The sequence below is a fragment of the Pseudomonas sp. W5-01 genome (assembly GCF_046540435.1).
Taxonomy (GTDB): domain Bacteria; phylum Pseudomonadota; class Gammaproteobacteria; order Pseudomonadales; family Pseudomonadaceae; genus Aquipseudomonas; species Aquipseudomonas graminis_B.
Genome location: NZ_JAXCIP010000006.1, coordinates 224,264 through 242,813, shown reverse-complemented (window position 1 = coordinate 242,813; position 18,550 = coordinate 224,264). Strand labels below are relative to the sequence as shown.

Below are 18,550 nucleotides of genomic sequence, written 5' to 3'. Positions count from 1 at the left end.
CTTAGCGAGCAAGCTTGCTCCCACATAAACAGTGCCTGCCGCGCGACTGCGCGGACGCTGGACAAAGCGGGTGAATCTCACCCGTTATAGCTGACCCGCCCATCCACAAACGTGTACTTCACCGCACTCGGCAGGCAATGGCCGAGGAACGGGCAGTTCTCGCCTTTCGACAGCCACTTTTCGCCCGCCACCGTCGACGCGGCGGGGTCGAACAGCACCAGATCCGCAGGCGAGCCGGCGATCAGCGTTCCGGCGGGCAGGCGCAGTGCAGCGGCAGGGCCTGAGCTGAGGCGGGCCAGCAGCGTCTGCAGGTCCAGCAGACCGTCTTCAACCAGCGTCATCGCCAGTGGGAGCAACAACTCCACGCTGCTGATGCCCGGCTCGGTCGCGCCGAACGGAGCCAGTTTCGCATCACGCTCATGGGGCTGGTGATGACTGGAGATCGCCTGCACCACGCCCGACTTCACTGCTTCACGCAATGCGTCGCGGTCGGCACGTGTGCGCAGCGGCGGCTGCACGTGGTACAGGCTCGAGAAGCCGGTCAGTGCCTCATCGGTCAGGATCAACTGATACAGCGCCACGTCCGCCGTCACCGGCAGGCCTCGCGCCTGGGCCTGGGCAATCAACGCCACACCGCGCGCACTGGTCAGCTGCGTGAAATGCGCACGCACACCGCTTTGCTCGACCAGCAACAGGTCCCGCGCCAAGGCCACCGTTTCAGCCGTTTCCGGAATGCCCGGCAGGCCAAGAAACGCCGCCGTCGGGCCGTCGTGGGCCAGACCGCCTTCAGCGAGATCGTGGTCCTGGGAGTTGAAAATCACCGTCAGATCGAACGTCGCCGCGTATTCGAGGGCACGGCAGAGCGTGCGATTGCTGCGGAAATTGACCATGCCGTTGGTGAACGCGACGCAGCCCGCGTCGCGCAGGGCGATCAGCTCGGCCAGTTGCTCGCCTTCCAGGCCCTTGCTCAACGCACCGATGGGGAAGACCTTGCTGTGGCCGGCTTCGCGCGCGCGGTCCAGAATCAGTTCGGCGACCGCGGAGGTGTCGAGCACCGGTTTGGTACGCGGCGGACAGCACAGGCTGGTGACGCCGCCTGCTGCTGCGGCGCGGGTTTCGCTGGCGATGTTGCCTTTGCGGCTGTAACCCGGCTCGCGCAACGACACGTTCAGGTCAACCAGCCCGGGGGCGGCGATCAGGCCGGCGGCGTCGATGGTTTCCGTAGGGCTGAAGCCGGCAGGGGCCGCGCCGAGGGCGAGAACTTTGCCCGCTTCAAGATGGATGTCGGTGACTTGATCCAGACCGCTGACAGGGTCGATGACGCGAGCGCCGAGGATGCTGAACTTCACTGGGCGATCTCCTGCTCGAACTGACGTTGTGCGGTTTGGCCACTCATGGCCATGGACAGAACGGCCATGCGCACCGCAATGCCGTAAGTCACCTGATTGAGAATGACCGAATGCGCTCCGTCGGCCACCGCTGATTCGATTTCCACGCCACGGTTGATCGGGCCCGGGTGCATCACGATGGCATCGGGCTTGGCGCCGGCCAGACGCGCAGTGGTCAGGCCGAACAATCGGTAGAACTCACCCTCGCTCGGCAGCAGACCGCCCGACATGCGCTCACGCTGCAGGCGCAGCATGATCACCACGTCGACGTCCTTCAGGCCTTCGGTCAGGTCAGTGTAGACCTTCACGCCGTATTGCTCGACGCCCACCGGCAGCAGGGTTTTCGGCGCGACCACGCGGATGTCCGGGCAGCCCAGCGCTTTGAGCGCGATCATGTTCGAGCGCGCGACACGGGAATGCAGGATATCGCCGACGATCGCCACCGAGAGGTTCTCGAAATTGCCCTTGTGGCGGCGGATGGTCAGCATGTCCAGCATGCCTTGGGTCGGGTGTGCATGACGGCCGTCGCCGCCGTTGATGATCGCGACCTGCGGGCTGACATGTTCGGCGATGAAGTGCGCCGCGCCGGAGTCACCGTGGCGCACGACGAACATGTCGGCGGCCATGGCCTCCAGATTGCGCAGCGTATCGAACAGCGTCTCGCCCTTGCTGGTGGAGGAGGTCGAGACATTCAACGTGATGACGTCCGCCGACAACCTTTGCGCCGCCAGCTCGAACGTGGTGCGGGTGCGGGTCGAGTTTTCGAAGAACACGTTGCACACGGTCTTGCCGCGCAGCAACGGGACCTTCTTCACCGCCCGGGCGCCGACTTCGAGGAAGGAGTCGGCGGTGTCGAGGATTTCGGTGAGCAGTTCGCGGGGCAAACCGTCGAGGGAGAGAAAATGCTGCAACTGGCCCTGATGGTTCAGTTGCAGCGGGCGCTTGGCGTCGAGAGGCGTCATCGCAAAGGACTCTTAGAGGGCGGCGGAATCGGTGGAAAGGTCTTGCAGTTCAAGCGTCAGCGGCGTTGGCCCGGACAGCTTCACCCGCTCATTGGGCGCGAGTGACAGGGTCGCGCCCGTCACGTTTGGTCGAATCGGCAGGTCGGCGGCGTCCAGATCCAGCAGCGACACCAGGGTCACGCTGGCCGGGCGGCCGTAATCGAACAGTTCGTTGAGCGCCGCACGAATGGTGCGCCCGCTCATCAGCACGTCGTCGATCAGCACCAAGTGCTGGCCTTCGATTTCGAACGGCAGCTCCGAAGGGCGCACCTGCGGGTGCAGGCCGTTCTGGCTGAAGTCGTCCCGATAAAAGGAGACGTCCAGCGTACCCAGCGGGGACTCAATGTTGAGGGCTTCGAGGAGCGCCTGCGCGACCCACACACCACCGGTGCGAATGCCAATGAAACGAGGCTCTTTTATGCCGCGTTTGTTCAGGTGCGCGTCGAGATCAATGGCCATCTGGCTGATCAGTTCGGCGGGATTTGGCAGGCTCATGGTTGCTCCTTCAGGTGCCCCGGGGTGCGCTGCACGAACGTCCGGGGTAAATCGAATTCGGTTCAGCGTAGATGGATCAGGTTTCAAACAGCGCGGCGTTGGCTTCCAGCCAGCTTTGCAGCAGAAGCGCTGCGGCGATGGCATCCACGGGATTATCCCGGTAGCTGCCGTTCTGGCCGCCGCGAGAGGCACGTTCGCCTTTGGCTTCGAACGTGGTCAGGCGCTCGTCGTGGGTGTAGACCGGCAGGTTGAAGCGGCCATTGAGCTTGCGCGAAAACTTCTCGGCGCGTGCGCTCATCTCGCTGGGCGTGCCGTCCATGTTCAGCGGCAGGCCTACGACGATGGCGTCCGGTTTCCACTCGCTGATCAGCGCCTGAACCTTGTCCCAGTCCGGCACGCCGTTCTGCGCTTTCAGTGTGCAGAGCTCGCGGGCCTGTCCGGTGATCACTTGCCCGACGGCCACGCCGATCTGCTTGGTGCCGTAGTCGAATCCCAGCAGCAGGCGCAGTCCGGCCATCAGGCGTGACCCGCCTGGCTGGTCAGCAAGCTCAGGTTGACGCCCAGTTTGGCGGCGGCGGCGTTGAGCCGGTCTTCGCTTTCAACCTCGAACAGGATCGCCGGGTCGAACGCGCAGTTGAGCCACGCATTGGCGGCAAACTCGGCGTCAAGCTGGCCCGCGTCCCAGCCGGCATAACCGAGAGTGATCAGATTCTGATCAGGACCGTAGCCGTCTGCGATAGAGAAGAGGATGTCTTGGGAGGTCGAGAGCGAAATACCGCCCAGGTCCACGGTCGCCTGGAACACCTGGCCGGAAGGGTGCAGGACAAAGCCGCGGTCGGTCTGCACCGGCCCGCCGAGGTGAATGGCTATGTCCTTGCACCGCGCAGGGGGCGGCAATTCGGGGCGCAGCTGTTCGAGGACGTCTGCCAGCGACAGGCTTTGCGGTCGGTTGATGATCAGACCCATGGCGCCATTGGCGTTGTGCTCGACGATGTAGGTCAAGGTCTGAGCGAAGTTCTCATCGTGCATGTGGGGCATGGCGATCAGAAACTGATGTTTGAGGTACGACGGAGAGACGTTTTTCATGAGCCCTAGTGTGGCGTTGCGGGGCTGTTGTGACAACTGGCAGAACTGACTCGCGGGCGGATAAATCGCGACGCAGGTCAGGTTTCATAGTGCGCGGCATTGGCTGATCAATTACTCGACAGCTTGTCCCCGCGCGCGAATTTCCAGGTGCGGATGATTTCAAGCCGGTCGATGTCGGCCAGATCGCCACTGAACGGCGCAAAGGGTGCGGCCAGCCGGACGATCTTCTGCGCCGCCTGATCCAGCAGTGGCTGGCCCGATGATTCGAGAATCAGCACTTCGTACAACGAGCCGTCGCGATTGATCGACACCATCATCCGCAGGCTGCCGTAGATCTGCTTGCGGCGCGCCTCATCCGGGTAGTTCAAGTTGCCGATGCGCTCGATCTTCTTGCGCCAGTCCTCTTTGTACCAGGCGCCCTTGTCGCGCATGGTCGAGGCCGCGCTCAGGCGGTGGATCTTCGGACGCTTGGCGTAGGCCTGCTGCTCATCCGCCAGTTCGGCTTCAAGGCTGGCGATTTCGCTGTTCAGCTGCGTGCTGTCGATGGTTGGCGCGACTTTCTTCTGTTCTTCCGGCTTAACCTCATCGCGCCTGGCGACGGTCTTTTGCGTGGACTGGGCTTTCGTGGCGACAGCTGTCTTCGCCGCGTCCTGCTTGATCACCGGTTTGGCGGCAGGCGGTGGCGTGACCTTGTTGATCTGATTGTCTTGGAACGGGGCGATTTCGGTGGTCTTGGGCACCGCTTTCTTGTCGAGGGTGCCGCTGCCCTGCTGGTTTTCCTGGGCGAGGAAGTCTGCGTCCTTGGGCTTGGTGTCACTTCTGAAAGGGGCGAGAGTGATCTCCAGGGTCTGGCTGATCTTTTCCGGTTTGACGTAAGTGAAACCGACGCCAAGGATCACCGCCAGATGCACCAGTGCCGCGATCATCAGGGTAAACCCGAGGCGATCGGCAGGGCGCACGCCGGTGCGGGTCAGGGACAGGGGGAGATCATCGTCGACCGCAGCGTTCATCCACGCTCCGGCAGCACATGTGCCAGCATTACTACTCACCTAGCGCAAAAATTCAGGCCGCGCATGATAACGCAATGTCAGGACTGGCTTGGCGTTTGATGTCACCGGGCCGATTAGTGGGAGGTGCGGTCCCTTTTAGGAGCGTGGCTTGTCCCGCGAACGGCGGGGCACCCGTCGCAAAACCGGCAAATGGGGTACACCCGATATGCCGTATTCGCCAGATTTGCTGCCGGTTCCCGGCAGATCGCGGGACAAGCCACGCTCCTACAACGTCGCGGCTAGACCTTCTGCAGCTTCTTCTCGATCACATCCATCAACATGCCGCCGATGTCCGTCCCGAACGCGTTGTCGATCTCGCGGATGCAGGTCGGGCTGGTGACGTTGATTTCGGTCAGGTGCTCGCCAATCACGTCCAGGCCTACGAACAGCAGGCCTTTTTCCCGCAGCGTCGGGCCGATTTCGGCGGCGATCCAGCGATCGCGGTCCGTCAGGGGGCGTGCTTCGCCCCGGCCACCGGCCGCCAGGTTGCCACGGGTTTCGCCGTCGGCGGGGATGCGCGCCAGGCAATAGGGCACAGGTTCGCCGTCGACCATCAGGATGCGCTTGTCACCGTCCTTGATCGCCGGCAGATACGCCTGGGCCATGATTTGCTCCTGGCCGTGCTTGGTCAGGGTTTCCAGAATCACCGAGAGGTTCGGATCGCCAACGCGGTGGCGGAAGATCGACGCGCCGCCCATCCCGTCCAGCGGCTTGAGAATGACGTCGCCATGCTTCGCGGCGAACTCACGAATGATGTCCGCACGGCGGCTGACCAGCGTCGGCGGGGTGCATTGCGGGAACAGCGTGGCGAACAGCTTCTCGTTGCAGTCACGCAGGCTTTGCGGCTTGTTGACCACCAGCACGCCGGCCCGCTCGGCTTGTTCGAGCAGATAGGTGGAGTAGACGAACTCCATGTCGAACGGCGGATCCTTGCGCATCAGGATCACGTCGAGGTCGTCCAGACCGCTGTCGACTTCAGCTTCCAGCTCGAACCAGTGGGCCGGGTCGGCGAAGACTTTCAGTGGTTTCATGCGGGCGCGGGCCTGGCCGGCGTCCTGATACAGGTCGTGCTGCTCCATATAGAACAATGACCAGCCGCGGGCTTGCGCTGCCAGGAGCATGGCCAGCGAGCTGTCCTTTTTATAGGAGATGCGCTCGATGGGGTCCATGACGATTCCCAGGCGAATGCTCATGGGTAATATCCTCTGATCGGTAAAGGCCACGACAGGCCGAAAATAGGCGTCAGGGTGGCGCCGCGCCGGCTTTGGGTCAAGGGGCAAGGCTTTATGGATTGACCGTGGAGAGTGTGCTAAAAAGGCTCGGCATCCGGTGTCGCGCCAGCCTTGCCTTGCCGCTTCCCGATGCCCCCGACCCAAAACCAGATGCCCGGCAGAAGGCAACCCATCTGATTCGCCGCGGCGATGGTAGAGCAGATATGGAACAGCATTCAGCCCCATTGAAAGTGATGGTCATCGACGACTCCCGAACGATTCGTCGCACCGCCGAGACCCTGCTGAAAAACGTCGGCTGTGAAGTGATCACCGCCATCGACGGCTTCGATGCATTGGCCAAGATTGCCGACAATCATCCCAGAATCATTTTCGTCGACATCATGATGCCCAGGCTCGACGGGTATCAGACGTGCGCGTTGATCAAGAACAATCGGGCGTTCAAATCCACGCCGGTGATCATGCTGTCCTCAAGGGACGGCCTGTTCGACAAGGCCAAGGGGCGCATCGTCGGTTCCGATCAGTTTTTGACCAAACCGTTCAGCAAGGAAGAACTGCTCAGTGCGATCAAGGCCCATGTGCCCGGGTTCGTTGCAGTCGAACAACAACTATCTTGATGCTGTCCCCCTCGTGCGGGACGGCTGTTTCTATGGGGAAGCACCATGGCTCGAATTCTGATCGTCGATGACTCGCCGACCGAAATGTACAAGCTGACCGGCATGCTGGAGAAGCACGGCCATCAGGTCCTCAAGGCCGAAAACGGTGCCGACGGCGTGGCGCTGGCCCGTCAGGAAAAGCCCGATGCCGTATTGATGGACATCGTCATGCCGGGCCTGAACGGTTTTCAGGCGACCCGTCAGCTGACCAAAGACGCTGACACCAGCATGATCCCCGTGATCATGATCACCACCAAGGATCAGGAAACCGACAAGGTCTGGGGCAAGCGCCAGGGCGCGCGGGATTACCTGACCAAGCCGGTGGACGAAGAAACCCTCATGAAAACCCTGAACGCGGTGCTCGCGGGCTGACCCCCGGCTGACGCTCATGGCCCAGTCACGAACCGCCTTCCAGCTGCTGCTCGATATCGACCAGCGCTGCCGCTCCCTCGCTGCCGGCCTTCCGCTGCAGGAAACCCGACAGCAGGGTTGGGGCGGCATTGGCTTTCGCATGGGCGAGCGCCATTACGTGGCGCCCATGGGCGAGGTCGACGAAATCCTCCACGAGCCGCGCTGCGCGGTGTTGCCGGGCGCCAAGGCATGGGTCTGCGGCATTGCCAATCTGCGCGGCCGCTTGTTGCCGATCATGGATCTGTGCGCATTCTTCGGCCACGAGCTCTCGCCCTTGCGCAAACAGCGTCGCGTGCTGGTAATCGATTTTCAGGGGGTTTTTGTCGGCTTGCTCATTGACGAGGTGCTGGGCATGCAGCATTTCAGCGAGCGCAGTCTGATGCCGGAACCGGGGCACGACAGCGAAGCCCGCGTCGCGCCTTATATACAGGGGCGTTTCGTGCGCGAGCAGGTCTGGCAGGTGTTCAGCCCGAGAGCGCTGGTTCAGTCGCCGGATTTCATGGACGTAGCGGTTTGATACAGAACGGCAGCGTTGCGCCACTGTGCCGACGCCCCCTAAATCGAACATCAGGCGGAGCCCTGAGCAATGAGTAATACCGGCAAGTCACTGGAAGGCGCGCGCAGTCGATCACAGATCGTCGTGCTGTTCATCTGCCTCATCGTTTTCATCATGCTGCTGTTCGTCAACTTCGCGTACCTCAGCACGCAGTCCAACTACGACAAACAATACATCGGCCACGCCGGCGAGCTGCGGGTGCTGTCCCAGCGCATCGCCAAAAACGCCACGGAAGCGGCGGCGGGCAAGGCGGCGGCGTTCAAGCTGCTGGCCGACGCGCGCAACGACTTCGACACGCGCTGGCAGTATCTGAAGAAAGGCGACAAAAACACCGGCCTGCCTGCTGCGCCCGACGCGGTGAGCGATGAGCTGAAAGCGGTGCAGACCGACTGGGAAAACCTGCGCAAAAGCACTGACGTGATTCTTGCCCGCGAGCAAACCGTGCTCTCGCTGCATCAGGTCGCGGCGACGCTGGCCGAGACCATCCCGCAGTTGCAGATCGAATCGGAAAAGGTCGTCGACATTCTCCTGCAAACCCGTGCGCCCGCCAGCCAGGTGGCCCTCGCCCAGCGGCAGTCGCTGCTGGCCGAGCGGATACTGGGCGCGGTGAACACGGTGTTGTCCGGTGACGAAACCGCGGTTCAGGCAGCGGATGCTTTCGGTCGCGATGCCAGCCAGTTCGGGCGCGTGCTCAACGGCATGCTCGAAGGCAATGCCACCCTGAAGATCGCCCAGGTCGAAGACCGGGATGCGCGGGCGCGGCTGGCCGAGATCGCCGAGTTGTTCCAGTTCGTCTCGGGGTCGGTGGACGAGATTCTCGAAACCTCGCCGGAGCTGCTGGAAGTCCGGGAAGCGGCAGGCAGCATCTTTAATCTGTCGCAAACGCTCCTCGACGAAGCCTCGGTGCTCGCTAACAGCTTCGAGCACATGGCCGGTGGCCGCGCGGTGTACAGCTATGCCGGCTACATGCTGGGCCTGCTGGCCCTCGCGTCGATCATCCTGATAGGCCTGGTGATGGTGCGCGAAACCAATCGGCAGCTGCGCGAAACCGCCGAGAAGAACGAGCGCAATCAGAACGCGATCATGCGCCTGCTCGACGAGATCGAAGACCTGGCGGACGGTAATCTGACCGTGGCCGCTTCGGTCACCGAGGATTTCACCGGTGCGATTGCTGATTCGATCAACTACTCCATCGACCAACTACGCGAGCTGGTGTCGACCATCAACCTCACCGCCGAGCAAGTGTTCGGCGCCGTGAAAGACACGCAGACCACCGCCACGCAACTGGCCGCGGCGTCCGAGCATCAGGCGTTGCAGATCGCAGCGGCGTCCAACGCCATCCATGACATGGCGACTTCCATCGATCAGGTCTCGGCCAATGCGTCCGAGTCCGTCGCGGTGGCCGAGCGGTCCGTGACCATCGCCAACAAGGGCAACGAGGTGGTGCACAACACCATCACCGGCATGGATAACATTCGCGAGCAGATTCAGGACACGTCCAAGCGCATCAAGCGGTTGGGCGAGTCTTCCCAGGAGATCGGCGATATCGTCAGCCTGATTGATGACATCGCCGACCAGACCAACATCCTCGCGCTCAACGCCGCGATCCAGGCCTCCATGGCCGGTGATGCAGGGCGCGGGTTTGCGGTGGTGGCCGATGAAGTCCAGCGGCTGGCCGAGCGCTCGTCGTCAGCCACCAAGCAGATCGAGACGCTGGTGCGTGCGATTCAGAACGACACCAACGAAGCGGTGATCTCCATGGAGCAGACCACCGCGGAAGTGGTGCGCGGTGCGCGGCTGGCGCAGGATGCCGGTGTCGCGCTCGAAGAGATCGAAGGCGTGTCGAAGATCCTCGCCGCGCTGGTCGAAAGCATCACCAATGCAGCGCAGCAGCAAGCGGCATTGGGTCAGCAGATATCCTCGACCATGCTGGTGATTCAGCAGACCACCACGCAGACCACCTCAGGCACGGCGGCCACCGCTCGGAGCATGGGCAATCTGGCGAAGATGGCCAGCGAGATGCGCCGCTCGGTGTCCGGCTTCACGCTGCCGACATCGCGGCAGTGATGGCCGTTGTGAAGGCGTGTTTGATAGCCCCGCTAATGCACCCGTTACTGCACATTAAGCAGCGTCAAGGCACAGGCAACCGGAGTCACCATGGCTGACCGTCACGATTACGTGGCCCTGGAGTGGGTCAAAGGCGAAATAGCCGAAACCCTCACCCACGCCCGACAGGCGCTGGACACCTTCGTCGCCCGGCCTCACGACGCAGCGGCGATGGACGAGTGCCTCGAGCTCATCCATCAGGTTCACGGCAGCCTGCAGATGATCGAGTTCTACGGCGCCGCGCTGTTCGCCGAGGAAATCGAACAGCTGGCGCTGGCACTGAAACAAGGCCATGTCGCCCAGGAAAACGAAGCGATTCAACTGCTGAATCTGGCGATGACCCAGCTGCCGGTCTATCTGGAGCGTGTGCACTCCGCTCGCCGTGATCTGCCGTTGGTGGTGCTGCCGCTGCTCAACGATTTACGCAGCGCCAGGGGCGAAAGCCTGCTGTCCGAGACCAGCCTGTTCTCGCCGCAATTGCTGTCCATTCCCGCCCTTGATGCCGACGCGTTGGCCGAGCGCGACAGCCCGGAACTGCCCGCGAAACTGCGCAAGCTGCGGCAAACGCTGCAAACGGCACTGGTCGGGCTGCTTCGCGATCAGGATGTTCAGACTCAGCTCGGTTACATGGGCAAGGTGTTCGCGCGGCTTGAGGTGTTGTGCGAGGACGCGCCCCTCGAACCGCTGTGGCGCATCGCTTCCGCGCTGGTCGAAACCATGCTCAGCGGCAACTTCACCAACAGCCCGGCGCTGCGCAGTCTGTTCAAGGACGCTGACAAAGAACTCAAACGTCTGCTGGATCAGGGCATTGAAGGCATCAATCAGCCTGCGCCCGACGAACTTCTGAAAAGCCTGTTGTTTTACATCGCCAAGTCCGACAGCGAGGCGCAGAAGATGACGGACTTGAAGGATCAGTACGCCCTTGCCGATGCCCTGCCCCACAGTGCCTTGGTTGCTGAAGAACGTGCGCGCATGGCCGGGCCGGATCGCGACGCCATGCGCTCGGTGATCATTGCCCTGTGCGATGAGCTGGTGCGCACCAAGGAGCGGCTCGACGTTTTTGTGCGCGGGGACCGTCAACACGTCAGTGAGCTGAGCGCGTTGCTGCCGCCGCTACGGCAGATCGCCGACACCCTGGCGGTGCTGGGATTTGGGCAGCCGCGCAAAGTCATCATCGATCAGATGACCGTGGTGCAGGGCATGGCCCAAGGACAACGCGCGCCCGACGATGCCACGTTGATGGACGTCGCCGGTGCGTTGCTGTACGTCGAATCCACCCTCGCGGGCATGGCCGGAACGGTCAACCAGAGCAGCCCCGAGGAGAGCCGTCTGCCCACCACAGACCTCAGTCAGATTCACCAACTGGTCATCAAGGAAGCGCGCATCGTCCTGCAGCAGGCCAAGGATGTGATCGACGATTACGTCGACGGCGAGCTGGACCGGGCACGTCTGCTGCCGCTGTCCGAGCAACTGGTTCAGGTGCGCGGCGCATTGGCGATGATCCCGCTGGCGCGGGCATCCGGACTGCTGGCGGCGTGCAACGATTACATCACCGAGCACCTGCTGGTCGACACCGAAAGCCCGGCGGCCTCGCAGCTCGATCACTTGGCGGACGTGATCATCGGCGTCGAGTATTACCTCGAACGCATGGCCGAGGACCCGGAAGCGCCAGGTGAGCACGTGCTGGATCTGGCCCAGGAGAGTCTCGCCCGGCTCGGTTATTCACCGGTCCCGGAAGCACTGGATGTGCCGGTGCTCGAAGAAATCATCAGCGAAGAAGAGCTGCAAGACCTGCACGAACGCCAGGCCTTGGTCAGCCCGAGCCGGACCCTCGCCGAAGTGCTGGCCAGCCCGTTGTCGGCGGTCAACCCGCCGGCGCGCGATATGCCGGCCAGCCTGTTGCCGCCGCCGAAGGGTGAGCAGGCAATCGATGACGAGCTGCGCGAAGTCTTCCTCGAAGAAACCGACGAGATGCTCGAAGCCCTGCGCGAGTACGTGCCGCGCTGGCTTGCCGATCCTGGCAATCTCTCGGCGCTGGGCGAAATTCGTCGGGCGTTTCACACGCTCAAGGGCAGCGGCCGGATGGTCCGTGCGCTGATTCTGGGCGAGCTGGCGTGGTCGGTGGAAAACCTGCTGAACCGCGTGCTGGAGCGCAGCGTCGAGCCGGACCCACGCGTGCAGCAGTTGCTCACAGACGTGCAGGCCTTACTGCCGGACGTGATTCGCGATTTCGCCGAGGATGTTCAGCGCCAGCGCGACGATGTCGACCAACTGGCGGCCCAGGCCCACGCGCTGGCCCAGGGCGATGCGGGCGACGTCGAGCCTGCGCAGCGGCTGGAGGATGAAGAGGGTTTTGATCCGCAGTTGCTGGAGATTTTCCGACAGGAAGCCCACACCCACCTGAACACCATGGCTCGCTACCTCGACGCTGCGCAGGACCATGATGCGCCGCTGTTCAGTGATGATCTGCTGCGCGCGCTGCACACCCTCAAAGGCAGCGCTTACATGGCGGGCGTTTTGCCGATCGCCGAGCTGGCGAGCCCGCTGGATCAGTTGGTGCGCGAGTTCAAGACCAATCTGATCGCGGTCAGCCAGGGCGAAATCGACCTGCTGCGGGCGGCTGAGCCTTTGTTCCATCAAGGCCTGTCCCAGTTGAATGTCGACCCGCTGATGCCCATCGAAGGCGCCGCCGCGCTGATTCAACAAGCCCATGAGTTGCTCGACGCGCGCCTGGCCGATGCTTTGAGCGACGACAGCAATGGCCTGCGCACGCGGCGCAATCCGCAGCTGATTGCGAGCTTTCTGGCCGAAGGCATGGACATCCTGCTGGACGCTGACAATTTGCTCAAAGACTGGCGCCAGCACCCTGGCCATCGCCAGGAGCTGAATGCGCTGCTCGACGAACTGACCATGCTCGGCCACGGCGCGCACGTAGCCGACCTGCCCCAGGTCGATGAGCTCTGCGAAGCACTGCTCGACCTGTATGGCGCCGTAGAGGAGAGCAGCCTTGCGGTCAGCGAGCGGTTTTTCGACGAAGCCGAAAAGGCCCACGAAGCGCTGATCAACATGCTCGATCAGGTCGCCGCCGGACAGGAAGTCCAGCCGTGCCCCGAGCGCGTGGGCGCCTTGCGCGGTCTGCTCGCCGAAGCGCTGGACCCCGGCGCAATAGGCGTTATCAAACGTGATCGCGGTGGGGCGACAAGCATCACGAACATGGAGGAGGTCACCGAGCATCTCGCTCAACCCGCCCAGCCTGCCCGGGATGATTTCGATCAGGAAATCGTCGAGATCTTCCTCGAGGAGGCGGTGGATATTCTCGACATCGCCGGCCCTGCGCTGCAGCGCTGGCTCGACGACCCGGAAAACCCGCTGCCGCTGTCATCGTTGCAGCGTGACCTGCACACCCTCAAAGGGGGCGCGCGCATGGCCGAAATCGGCCCGGTGGGCGACCTCGGTCATGAACTGGAATCGCTCTACGAAGGCCTGCTCGACCGACGTTGCGGTTATTCGCCGCAACTGGCCGACTTGCTGGTACACAGCCACGATCACCTGTCGCTGATGCTTGAGCAGCTGCAGCACCGTTCGGCGCTGACCAGTCCCGCGCCCCTGATCGAGAAGATTCGCGAGTTTCGTCAGCGCAACTGCTACCTGCTGCCCAATGACGGCGAGACGCGCAACGTCAGCGCAATGATTCACTCGCTGGACGAGCGCGATCCGGAACTGCTGGAGATCTTCCTCGAAGAAGCCGACGACATCATCGAGAGCAGCAGTGCGGCATTGGTACGTTGGCAGGCCGACCCTCAGAACGCGCAGGAAGTCGAGAACCTGCTGCGCGATCTGCACACGCTCAAGGGCGGCGCGCGGATGGTAGAAATCGCGCCAATTGGCGATCTGGCCCATGAGCTGGAGTCGCTGTACGAGGGATTGTCGACCGGCGCGTTGAAAAACAGCGCGCTGCTCAACGGCCTGCTGCAAAGCGGCCACGACATGCTCGCCGACATGGTTGATGCCGTTCGGGGTTATGAGCCGTTGCCCAATCCGGCGCTGCTGATCGAGAGCATCGGTCACTACACCTCGTCCGGAGCCGCCCGCGAGCCCGTCGAAAAACCTCAGGAGGTGCCGGCTCCGCTGCCAGCGCCCGCTGTTGATCCGGCGGCGGCACAGGCCGAGGCTGATGGCGAGCGTACCGGACCGGAGATGATCAAGGTCCCGGCCGAGCAGCTGGAAGACCTGGCGAATCTGGCCGGGGAGACCTCGATATTCCGGGGCCGTGTCGAGCAGCAGGTCAGCGACGCGCAGATCACCCTGGTCGAAATGGAAACCACCATCGAGCGGATGCGCGATCAGCTGCGCCGACTCGACATCGAGACCCAAGGCCGTATTCTCAGCCGTGACCATCACACCGATCGGCACGGATATGAAGCATTCGACCCGCTGGAAATGGACCGTCATTCGCAGCTGCAGCAGTTGTCCCGCGCGCTGTTCGAGTCCGCGTCCGACCTGATGGACCTTAAGGAAACCCTCGACACCCGCGCCCATGAGGCCGAAACCCTGCTGCTGCAACAGGCACGGGTGAACACCGAACTGCAGGAAAGCCTGATGCGCACGCGCATGGTGCCGTTCGAACGCATGGTGCCGCGCCTGCGCCGAATTGTCCGTCAGGTATCGGGCGAGCTGAACAAGAAGGTCAAGTTCGACGTCATCAACGCCGAGGGCGAGATGGATCGCAACGTCCTTGAACGCATGGTTGCGCCCTTGGAGCACATGCTGCGCAACGCCGTCGACCATGGTCTGGAGAGCGTCGAGGAACGCCTGGCCGCCGGTAAATCCGAGTGGGGGCATATCACGCTGAGTCTTGCCCACGAAGGTGGTGACATCGTCATCGAGATGCGCGACGACGGCGCCGGTGTCGACTTCGAGGCCGTGCGGCGCAAGGCGATCAAGCGCGGCATGATCAGTCCCGACGCCGAGCTGAGCGAGCACGACATTCTGCAGTTCATCCTGCGCGCGGGCTTTTCCACCGTCGAGACCATCACCCAGATTTCCGGGCGCGGCGTCGGCATGGACGTGGTGCACGCCGAGGTCAAGGACCTTGGCGGTTCGATGGTCATTGATTCCAGGGCGGGAGAGGGCGCGCGTTTCCGCGTCCGCTTGCCGTTCTCGGTGTCGGTCAATCGGGCGCTGATGGTGCAAAGCGGCGAGGAGCAGTACGCCGTGCCGCTGAACAGTATCGAGGGCATCGTGCGCGTGATGCCGAGCGAGCTGGAGACCTGTTATCACTCGGTGCCGCCGCGCTACGAGTACAGCGGACGGAGTTACGAATTGCGTTATCTGGGCGAACTGCTCAATAACGGTCATCCGCCGAAACTGAGTGGCCAGACACAGACCCAGCCGCTGCCGGTGCTTTTGGTCCACGTACACGATCAGTGGGTCGCGGTGCAGGTGGATGCGCTGGCCGGCTCGCGGGAAATCGTGGTGAAAAACCTGGGTCCTCAGTTTTCGTCGATACCCGGCATTGCCGGCGCGACCATTCTCGGGGACGGCCGCGTGGTGCTGATTCTCGACCTGTTTGCGCACATCCGGCGCTTTCACGCCAAGCTGCTGGCGCTGCACGTCGCGGGGCATGCGCCGGTGCGCCATGTCGAACCCGAACAGGCGCGGCCGTTGCTGGTGATGGTGGTGGATGATTCGGTAACGGTGCGCAAGGTCACCGGCCGCTTGCTGGAGCGCAACGGCATGAACGTGCTGACGGCCAAAGATGGCGTCGATGCCATGGCGCTGCTGCAGGAGCACACCCCGGACATCATGCTGCTGGACATTGAAATGCCGCGCATGGACGGCTTCGAGGTGGTCAGCAAGATTCGCGGAGACGACGCCTTGAAGCACCTGCCGATCATCATGATTACGTCGCGATCAGGGCAGAAGCACCGCGACCACGCCATGGCACTGGGCGTGAACGAATACATGAGCAAGCCGTATCAGGAAGCCGCACTGCTGGAAAGCATCGCCCACTGGAGCCACGCCCATGTCTGACACGACGACGCAAACGGCGCGGCTCACCAGCCTGACCGGGTTGCTCATCCCTTTGAATGACCGGCACCTGCTGCTGCCCAACGTGGCGGTCGCCGAACTGATCGACTATCAGGACAGCGTCGCCGACCCCGCCGCACCCCAGTGGTACTTGGGCCCGATCAATTGGCGCCACCGCAGCCTGCCGCTGCTCAGCTTCGAGGCCGCCTGCGGCAGCCGCGCCCGGGTCGGAGGCCGCGCCCGCATCGTCGTGCTCAACGCCCTCGGCGGCCGGCCCGACCTCAAATTCATCGCCCTGCTGACCCAAGGCATTCCTCGCTCGTGCAAGCTCGACAGCCAGCTCAGTTATGTCGACGTGCCGCTGGCCGAGCTGGAGCTGGCCGCGGTGCAAGTGGGCGAGACCGTGGCGAAGATCCCGGACCTTGTGGCGCTGGAGGAGTGGTTGGTTGAGGCGGGGTTGGTGCAGATGACACCGAGCTTGTAAGCGATTCCCCGGCTCTCAAGCGCCGCAGGTTGCATGCCGGACACAGCCCCTGTAGGAGTGAGCTTGCTCGCGAAGACTGCTTTTCAGCCGCTGAAAATTTGGTGGATGTACCGACCCTTTCGTCCGTATGCGGCCCAGAGCAAGCTCGCTTCCAGGACTGCATGTCACCCGCCGCAGGTTGCATGCCCAACACAGCCCTTGTGGGAGTGAGCTTGCTCACGAAGACTGCATTTCAGCTGCTGGAGATTTAGCGACCGTCCTGGCCTCTTCGCGAGCAAGCTCGCTCCCACAATTTGATCTCCTGCATGCTCAACTTGTGTCTGTCCGAAGGATTCAGGAGTTGCCAGCGGAAGCCGGCTCAGATCAGGCTGAAGTGTTTCGCTTTCACAGATTCAATGTCGGTGAGGTTCCCTGCATCGGCGTCCGCTATGCCGTCAGAGATAGCGTGCATCTGGCGCATCTCGGCCTCGAGGTAGCGGCTCAGTGCTTGCTGAAGGTGATATTGCCGATCACGCCCAGTGGCGCCGGCCAACTGGTCAAGTGTTTGTACTGTTTCTTCATCGGCTTGAAATGACAGGACAGTCGATGACATGAGATCTCCGGGCGCTTGAAAGGCATATATGTCGCTCTCAAAGGTAGGAGTCTGGGTCGGAAAAGGCAATTCAGGCGGTCGCGGCATCGGGATCAGACTTCAAATTTGTGAAGCAGACAGTTTAATCAGTCAAAAAGGGTCGACTGCGGTACATATATATCGCTTTCCTCTCAAATTCCTCCTAGACGCCGAGCCGAATAAACAGCATATTCGGCTCATACAGTGAGCCGAATATGATCGCTAATCGGCTCACACTCCTCCGAGGCGTCCGGTGAAACAGTCAGCAAAGTGGATTTGGCAACACCCCCAATGGCCGTCCTTTTCCTGGGATGTGGAGCCATTGGCGCCGCTGTTGCGGGCCTGCAACCAGGCGCAGGGGCAGTTATTGGGGATGATGGGCGCGTCAGGCGCCGACGCGAAGGTCGAGCGCGAACTGGACGCTGTGCTGCAGAACGTCATCACCTCATCGGCCATTGAGGATGAGCAACTCAATGTGGAGTCGGTGCGTTCTTCGCTGGCCAAGCGGCTCGGGCTCGCCAGCGATGAACGGGTGACTGCCCGAAGCGAAGGTCTTGCGGAGCTGATGCTGGACGCCACTCAACAACACGATGGGCCGCTGACGTCTGAACGGCTAATGCACTGGCATCGCTTGTTGTTTCCCGACACTAGCGCGCTGACGGCACGCCCCATTCAGGTCGGAACGCTCAGAGGGCCTGAGCCCATGCAGGTCGTGTCCGGTCGCATCGACCGGCCCGTGGTGCATTTTGAGGCGCCTGGACGCGAAGGCCTGGAGCAAAAGCTCGATGACTTTTTCTACTGGTTCAACAGCAGCCATGCCGATCCTACCCTTGACCCACTGATCCGCGCGGGCATCGCGCATTTCTGGTTCGTGACGCTGCACCCGTTCGACGATGGCAACGGACGTTTGACCCGCGCGATCACTGACTTGGCCATGGCCCAGGGCGAACACCAGGCCATACGCTTTTACGCCATGTCCGCCAGCATCCTTGCCCGGCGTCAGGATTATTACCGGATTCTGGAAGCAACCCAGCGCGGTGGCCTGAACATCACGGAGTGGCTCGTCTGGTTTCTACAGACCTTGCTCCACACCCTGGAGCAGGCCATGCAGCGTATCGAGCGCGTGTTGGCGAAGGCGAGGTTCTGGCAAGCCCATCGGGATGACGGCCTGTCTGCGGAGCAAATCAAAGTGCTCAACCGATTGATGAATGGCGACCTGCTGGCGGAGAAGCCGGACTCGGGTTTTGCCGACGGCATCAGCGCCGGCCAATACCAGGCCGTCGCCAAAGTCAGTAAAGCCACCGCCACCCGGCATCTTGCAGACCTGCTGGCGAAAGGCTGCCTGCTTAAGCTGCCAGGTGGCGGGCGCAGCACTCGGTATCAGATCAACTGGCCCGACTGATCATTACTCTCAGCGTAACGATCCCGCCAGTTGCTTGATTGATGCCG

15 protein-coding genes are annotated in these 18,550 nt (G+C 62.4%); 7 read left to right on the top strand and 8 right to left on the bottom strand.

Annotated elements, in window-relative coordinates:
• Positions 1–77: 77 nt before the first annotated feature.
• From SLW75_RS20310 to gshB, 7 genes are all read right to left on the bottom strand, one after another.
• Positions 78–1,349, bottom strand: a complete 1,272-nt coding sequence (locus SLW75_RS20310; RefSeq protein WP_369319946.1) for a dihydroorotase — start codon at positions 1,347–1,349, stop codon at positions 78–80.
• Complete coding sequence (locus tag SLW75_RS20305; protein ID WP_192135527.1) at positions 1,346–2,350, bottom strand: aspartate carbamoyltransferase catalytic subunit; 1,005 nt, start codon at positions 2,348–2,350, stop codon at positions 1,346–1,348. The genes SLW75_RS20310 and SLW75_RS20305 overlap by 4 nt, the downstream gene beginning before the upstream one ends.
• Positions 2,351–2,362: 12 nt before the next feature.
• The gene (pyrR, locus tag SLW75_RS20300; RefSeq protein ID WP_065991161.1) at positions 2,363–2,884 is read right to left on the bottom strand and encodes a bifunctional pyr operon transcriptional regulator/uracil phosphoribosyltransferase PyrR; all 522 of its coding nucleotides are present in this window, start codon (positions 2,882–2,884) and stop codon (positions 2,363–2,365) included.
• Positions 2,885–2,960: 76 nt separating this feature from the next.
• Positions 2,961–3,401 carry a Holliday junction resolvase RuvX gene (gene ruvX / locus SLW75_RS20295; RefSeq protein ID WP_410935291.1) on the bottom strand — a complete coding sequence of 147 codons (441 nt, stop codon included), beginning with the start codon at positions 3,399–3,401 and terminating at the stop codon, positions 2,961–2,963.
• On the bottom strand, positions 3,401–3,970 hold the full coding sequence (locus SLW75_RS20290) for a YqgE/AlgH family protein (RefSeq protein ID WP_192135526.1): 570 nt from the start codon (positions 3,968–3,970) through the stop codon (positions 3,401–3,403). The genes ruvX and SLW75_RS20290 overlap by 1 nt, the downstream gene beginning before the upstream one ends.
• A 107-nt stretch (positions 3,971–4,077) precedes the next feature.
• Positions 4,078–4,980 (bottom strand): energy transducer TonB, encoded by a 903-nt coding sequence (locus tag SLW75_RS20285; protein ID WP_410935290.1) that lies wholly within the window; start codon positions 4,978–4,980, stop codon positions 4,078–4,080.
• A 278-nt stretch (positions 4,981–5,258) separates the two neighbouring features.
• A complete protein-coding gene (gene gshB, locus SLW75_RS20280; RefSeq protein WP_410935289.1) occupies positions 5,259–6,212 on the bottom strand; it encodes a glutathione synthase in 954 nt (317 codons plus the stop codon).
• Between the two features lie 242 nt (positions 6,213–6,454).
• Between gshB and pilG the strand changes: the two genes are divergently transcribed.
• The 6 genes from pilG to SLW75_RS20250 all read left to right on the top strand — a co-directional run bounded on the left by pilG (position 6,455) and on the right by SLW75_RS20250 (position 16,491).
• The gene (gene pilG / locus SLW75_RS20275) at positions 6,455–6,865 is read left to right on the top strand and encodes a twitching motility response regulator PilG (RefSeq protein WP_065991170.1); all 411 of its coding nucleotides are present in this window, start codon (positions 6,455–6,457) and stop codon (positions 6,863–6,865) included.
• Positions 6,866–6,910: 45 nt separating this feature from the next.
• On the top strand, positions 6,911–7,276 hold the full coding sequence (gene pilH / locus SLW75_RS20270) for a twitching motility response regulator PilH (RefSeq protein WP_065991171.1): 366 nt from the start codon (positions 6,911–6,913) through the stop codon (positions 7,274–7,276).
• Positions 7,277–7,292: 16 nt separating this feature from the next.
• Positions 7,293–7,832 (top strand): chemotaxis protein CheW, encoded by a 540-nt coding sequence (locus tag SLW75_RS20265; protein WP_065991172.1) that lies wholly within the window; start codon positions 7,293–7,295, stop codon positions 7,830–7,832.
• Between the two features lie 69 nt (positions 7,833–7,901).
• Positions 7,902–9,938, top strand: coding sequence for a methyl-accepting chemotaxis protein (locus SLW75_RS20260; RefSeq protein ID WP_065991174.1), 2,037 nt, complete (start codon positions 7,902–7,904; stop codon positions 9,936–9,938).
• A gap of 90 nt (positions 9,939–10,028) precedes the next feature.
• Positions 10,029–16,010: an Hpt domain-containing protein gene (locus tag SLW75_RS20255; RefSeq protein WP_410935288.1), complete on the top strand. Its 5,982-nt coding sequence runs from the start codon at positions 10,029–10,031 to the stop codon at positions 16,008–16,010.
• Positions 16,003–16,491 carry a chemotaxis protein CheW gene (locus SLW75_RS20250; protein WP_410935287.1) on the top strand — a complete coding sequence of 163 codons (489 nt, stop codon included), beginning with the start codon at positions 16,003–16,005 and terminating at the stop codon, positions 16,489–16,491. Before SLW75_RS20255 ends, SLW75_RS20250 begins: the two co-directional genes overlap by 8 nt.
• A 358-nt stretch (positions 16,492–16,849) precedes the next feature.
• On the opposite strand, the gene SLW75_RS20245 is transcribed toward SLW75_RS20250, so the two are convergent.
• Positions 16,850–17,083, bottom strand: a complete 234-nt coding sequence (locus tag SLW75_RS20245) for a CopG family ribbon-helix-helix protein (protein ID WP_410930365.1) — start codon at positions 17,081–17,083, stop codon at positions 16,850–16,852.
• A 271-nt stretch (positions 17,084–17,354) separates the two neighbouring features.
• On the opposite strand from SLW75_RS20245, the gene SLW75_RS20240 reads away from it, so the two are divergent.
• On the top strand, positions 17,355–18,503 hold the full coding sequence (locus SLW75_RS20240) for a Fic family protein (protein WP_410935286.1): 1,149 nt from the start codon (positions 17,355–17,357) through the stop codon (positions 18,501–18,503).
• The last annotated feature ends 47 nt before the right edge of the window (positions 18,504–18,550 follow it).

Bases quoted from the DNA above. Each gene is read 5' to 3' on its own strand.
- SLW75_RS20305 (WP_192135527.1), bottom strand. From the start codon at position 2,350: ATGACGCCTCTCGACGCCAAGCGCCCGCTGCAACTGAACCATCAGGGC.
- pyrR (WP_065991161.1), bottom strand. From the start codon at position 2,884: ATGAGCCTGCCAAATCCCGCCGAACTGATCAGCCAGATGGCCATTGAT.
- ruvX (WP_410935291.1), bottom strand. From the start codon at position 3,401: ATGGCCGGACTGCGCCTGCTGCTGGGATTCGACTACGGCACCAAGCAG.
- SLW75_RS20290 (WP_192135526.1), bottom strand. From the start codon at position 3,970: ATGAAAAACGTCTCTCCGTCGTACCTCAAACATCAGTTTCTGATCGCC.
- SLW75_RS20285 (WP_410935290.1), bottom strand. From the start codon at position 4,980: ATGAACGCTGCGGTCGACGATGATCTCCCCCTGTCCCTGACCCGCACC.
- gshB (WP_410935289.1), bottom strand. From the start codon at position 6,212: ATGAGCATTCGCCTGGGAATCGTCATGGACCCCATCGAGCGCATCTCC.
- pilG (WP_065991170.1), top strand. From the start codon at position 6,455: ATGGAACAGCATTCAGCCCCATTGAAAGTGATGGTCATCGACGACTCC.
- pilH (WP_065991171.1), top strand. From the start codon at position 6,911: ATGGCTCGAATTCTGATCGTCGATGACTCGCCGACCGAAATGTACAAG.
- SLW75_RS20265 (WP_065991172.1), top strand. From the start codon at position 7,293: ATGGCCCAGTCACGAACCGCCTTCCAGCTGCTGCTCGATATCGACCAG.
- SLW75_RS20260 (WP_065991174.1), top strand. From the start codon at position 7,902: ATGAGTAATACCGGCAAGTCACTGGAAGGCGCGCGCAGTCGATCACAG.
- SLW75_RS20255 (WP_410935288.1), top strand. From the start codon at position 10,029: ATGGCTGACCGTCACGATTACGTGGCCCTGGAGTGGGTCAAAGGCGAA.
- SLW75_RS20250 (WP_410935287.1), top strand. From the start codon at position 16,003: ATGTCTGACACGACGACGCAAACGGCGCGGCTCACCAGCCTGACCGGG.
- SLW75_RS20245 (WP_410930365.1), bottom strand. From the start codon at position 17,083: ATGTCATCGACTGTCCTGTCATTTCAAGCCGATGAAGAAACAGTACAA.